The following is a 2,083-nucleotide window of genomic DNA, read 5'->3' on the forward strand; positions in this document are numbered from 1 at the left end:
GCCTTTCACGCCGCCGACCATCCGGACGCCCGCGCCCTGCACGATGACACCCTTGCGCTGGTTCAGGCGCTACTCCCGCATCACGTGCACGAGACCCAGGCCCTTGCCCGCTGTCTGGCCGCCCATGAAGGGAACGGCCGTGCCGAGGCCCTCCGGCGCGCGGCGGAGCGGGTCCTGGAGTGCGGTCAGGCGCTGCTCGAGCAGCTCGAGGATATCGAGGAGGACATCGTCATCCCCCGCGACCGGCTCCCGACTCTCGGCGAGCGATTCATCACCGTGACCCGGGAGCAGCTACGCCGGGAGGAGCAGGAACTGCTGGACGCGGCGGAGGACACCCTGAGCGCCGGCGAGTGGCGGCGCCTGGCGAAGAGCCATACCGGCGCCACCGCGGACCGTGGCTGAACGCCCGGTCAGGCGCCGCCGGGGGTAACGACCCGGTCGCCGCCCGCCTCGTGGGCAGCGTCCGCGGCAGCGCGGGCCCGTCCGATGAGCGTCCACGTGTCGTCGTCGTCCTTCAGCGAGGCGACGCCGACGGACGCAGACAGCCGGATCGTGGGCGCGAGGTCCTGGAAACGGCAGCCGCTAACGCGCTGGCACAGCGTCTCCGCCCACTCCAGCGCCTCCGATTCGGCGACGTCCGGGAGCGCGACGAGAAACTCCTCACCGCCGTACCGGCCGACGGTGTCGATCGCACGCAGCTTGTCGCGCAGCGCGTCCGCGACACGCCGGAGCACCACGTCGCCGGTATCGTGCCCGTACTCCCGGTTGATCGCCTTGAAGCCGTCCAGATCCACCATTACCACGGACAGCGGTTGTCCCAGGCGCAGCCCCCGGCGGACCTCCTCGGCGACCGCGTTGATGACCGTAGGGCGGTTGCTCAGTCCCGTGAGCGGGTCGAGGACACTCAGGTCATGGGCCCGTTCGCGGGCGCGCTGAAGCTCGATCTGCTGGCGCTTGAGCTGCCGCCTCAGCCCGTCCACGTAGCCGGCAAAAAAGCCGCCGCAGGGCACCATCACGGCCAGTGCGATCAGCTGCAGGACCTCTTCGCGGGGATCGATCGCCCATGGCCGGGTGTGCATGAGCAGCGCCACCACCGCGCCGTAACACCCCATCGCCAGCACGCCCACGGTCGTGAACTGCCAGTTGCGCAGGCGGAAGACCCCGAACATCAGCAGGATCAGGTAAAGCAGCAGCAGCGCTCCGCGCGCCCCAGACACATAGTAGAGGCTGAGGGTCATGAACACGCAGGCCGCCACCATCTGCACGCCGGTGATACTCGGATCGCGCAGACGTTCGTTACGGCCGCTGCGCAGTATCGCGTAGATCACCGCGTTAAAGACCAGGATCCCGGCGGAGATGCCCAGCCACGGACGCCAGTCGAGCAGCCCCTGATGGACGTACAGCCCCTTGACCCCGATGGCGGTGGCGTAGACCAGACCGGCCATCAGGAAGCGCTTCACGCGAAGGCGCTGGAAAGGATCGTGATCGGGGATCACACCAAGCGTCGTCATCACCGCCACCTCTAGGGCCCGTCAGCCGTCATCCGACCGTACGGGCTCATCCGATTCCAGGTCCCCGAGCTGGACGTTAAGCGCGTCTATGGAGATCCAGATCTCGCGTAGCGACAGCCCCAGCGAGACCATCATCGCGCACAGGCTCACCCCGAACGCGATCTTTGCAGGTCCCGGCTGTGCGGCGAAGATCAGAAACATGCACAGCACGCACAGGAACAGGCTCGTCACCCCCGCGACCTGCATGTGCCGGATCAGCATCACCCGCCGCCGCAGGTTATCGATCTGCCGGCGTACGCTGTGGCTCTGCTCGCTGCGATAACGTGCCTGCAGCTCCCGAATGAGGGCCGCAAGGCCGAGGAACCGGTTCGTATAAGCGAGCAGAAGCAGCGAAATGGCGGGAAACAGGAGGGATGGCGTGGCCAGGGAGAGTTCCATGGGGCCAACTATACCCCCGGCCGCCGCCCGCGGACAGCGGCCGGGAAACGCCGGTGGCTACTGGCCGCCGCCCTGGGGCTGGCCGCTGCCACCCCCCTTCTTCTGGGCCGCCGCCGCATCACGCATGCGCTTAC

At 68.1% G+C, this 2,083-nt stretch carries 3 protein-coding genes; 1 reads left to right on the forward strand and 2 read right to left on the reverse strand.

Annotation, left to right across the window (positions count from 1 at the left end; translation table 11 throughout):
* Nucleotides 1-402 (forward strand): hypothetical protein (locus G7A99_RS16990; RefSeq protein ID WP_163142356.1); only part of this gene is annotated, 402 nt, incomplete at its 5' end.
* A gap of 8 nt (nt 403-410) precedes the next feature.
* Here the strand turns inward: G7A99_RS16990 and G7A99_RS16995 are convergent.
* Both G7A99_RS16995 and G7A99_RS17000 read right to left on the reverse strand, forming a co-directional pair.
* Nucleotides 411-1,511 (reverse strand): GGDEF domain-containing protein, encoded by a 1,101-nt coding sequence (locus G7A99_RS16995; RefSeq protein ID WP_018716886.1) that lies wholly within the window; start codon nt 1,509-1,511, stop codon nt 411-413.
* Between the two features lie 21 nt (nt 1,512-1,532).
* Nucleotides 1,533-1,949, reverse strand: a complete 417-nt coding sequence (locus tag G7A99_RS17000; protein ID WP_018716887.1) for a DUF2721 domain-containing protein — start codon at nt 1,947-1,949, stop codon at nt 1,533-1,535.
* Between the last annotated feature and the right edge of the window lie 134 nt (nt 1,950-2,083).

The sequence above is a fragment of the Arhodomonas sp. KWT genome (assembly GCF_010993615.1).